Raw genomic sequence first — 1,137 nt, 5'->3', positions numbered from 1 at the left:
GAAGACCCCGATCATTCCCGCCCTGGCGGAACGGGCCGAACGCGTTGCCCCCTTCATCGTCATGGATGTGATGAACCAGGCGGCCGCTATCGAGCAGCGCGGCGGTTCGGTGGTGCACATGGAGGTCGGCCAGCCCTCGGCGCCGACGCCGGCCTCGATCCGCGCCGCGGCAGCCCGCGCGCTGGAAGACGGGCGCATCGGTTATACGCAGGCGCTCGGCACGGATTCGCTCAGGGCCCGCATCGCCCGTCATTATCAGCAGGCGTATGGCGTCGAGGTCGCCGCCGAACGGGTCGTCGTGACCACGGGCTCGTCCGGTGGGTTCATCCTGGCCTTCCTCGCCTGTTTCCAGCCGGGCGCGCGGATCGCGATCACCGCTCCGGGCTATCCCGCCTATCGCAACATCCTGATCGCCCTCGGGCTCGAGCCGGTCGCCATCGAGGTCGGCCCGGAGACGCGATTCGCGTTGACGCCCGAACTGATCGAGCGTGCGCATCGCGAGAAGCCGCTGGCCGGCGTGTTGACCATGAGTCCGGCCAATCCCACCGGTGTGGTCATGGCGCCGGAAGCGATCGCCGAAGTCGCGGCCTGCTGCCGCAAGCTCGGGCTCTGGTACATCTCGGATGAAATCTATCACGGGCTGACATATGATGCGCCCGCCACGACGGCTCTCTCGGCCGATCCGAACGCGATCATCGTCAACTCCTTCTCGAAATACTACTGCATGACGGGGTGGCGAGTCGGCTGGCTCATCGTGCCGGAACGACTGGTCCGCACGATCGAGCGGCTGCAGCAGAACTTCTCGATCTCGGTGCCCTATCTCAGCCAGGTCGCCGGAGAGGCCGCTTTCGACGCGACCGAGGAATGCGAGGCCATCAAGGCCGGCTATGCGGCGAACCGCGCCTTCCTGCTCAAGGCGCTTCCGGAGATCGGCCTCGGCGACTTCCTGCCGGTGGATGGCGCCTTCTACATCTATCTCGACATCGGCCGATACTCGAACGATTCCATGGCTTTCTGCCGCTCCGTACTCGAGCAGGCCGGCGTCGCGATCACGCCCGGGCTCGATTTCGACGAGGCGCGGGGCGCGCGCACCGTGCGTCTCTCCTTCGCGGGGTCGCTGTCCGAATGCGAGGAGGC

Annotated in this window: 1 protein-coding gene; it reads left to right on the top strand. The window is 66.8% G+C overall.

The features are described from left to right. Positions 1–10 precede the first annotated feature (10 nt). A partial coding sequence (locus tag ACIPIA_RS16750) for a pyridoxal phosphate-dependent aminotransferase (RefSeq protein WP_400511102.1) occupies positions 11–1,137 on the top strand: 1,127 nt, incomplete at its 3' end.

Source organism: Allobosea sp. CER48 (genome assembly GCF_044752385.1).
Lineage (GTDB): Bacteria > Pseudomonadota > Alphaproteobacteria > Rhizobiales > Beijerinckiaceae > Allobosea.
Note: the sequence above shows the minus strand (reverse complement) of the source record. Positions and strands in the feature narration are given on the sequence as shown.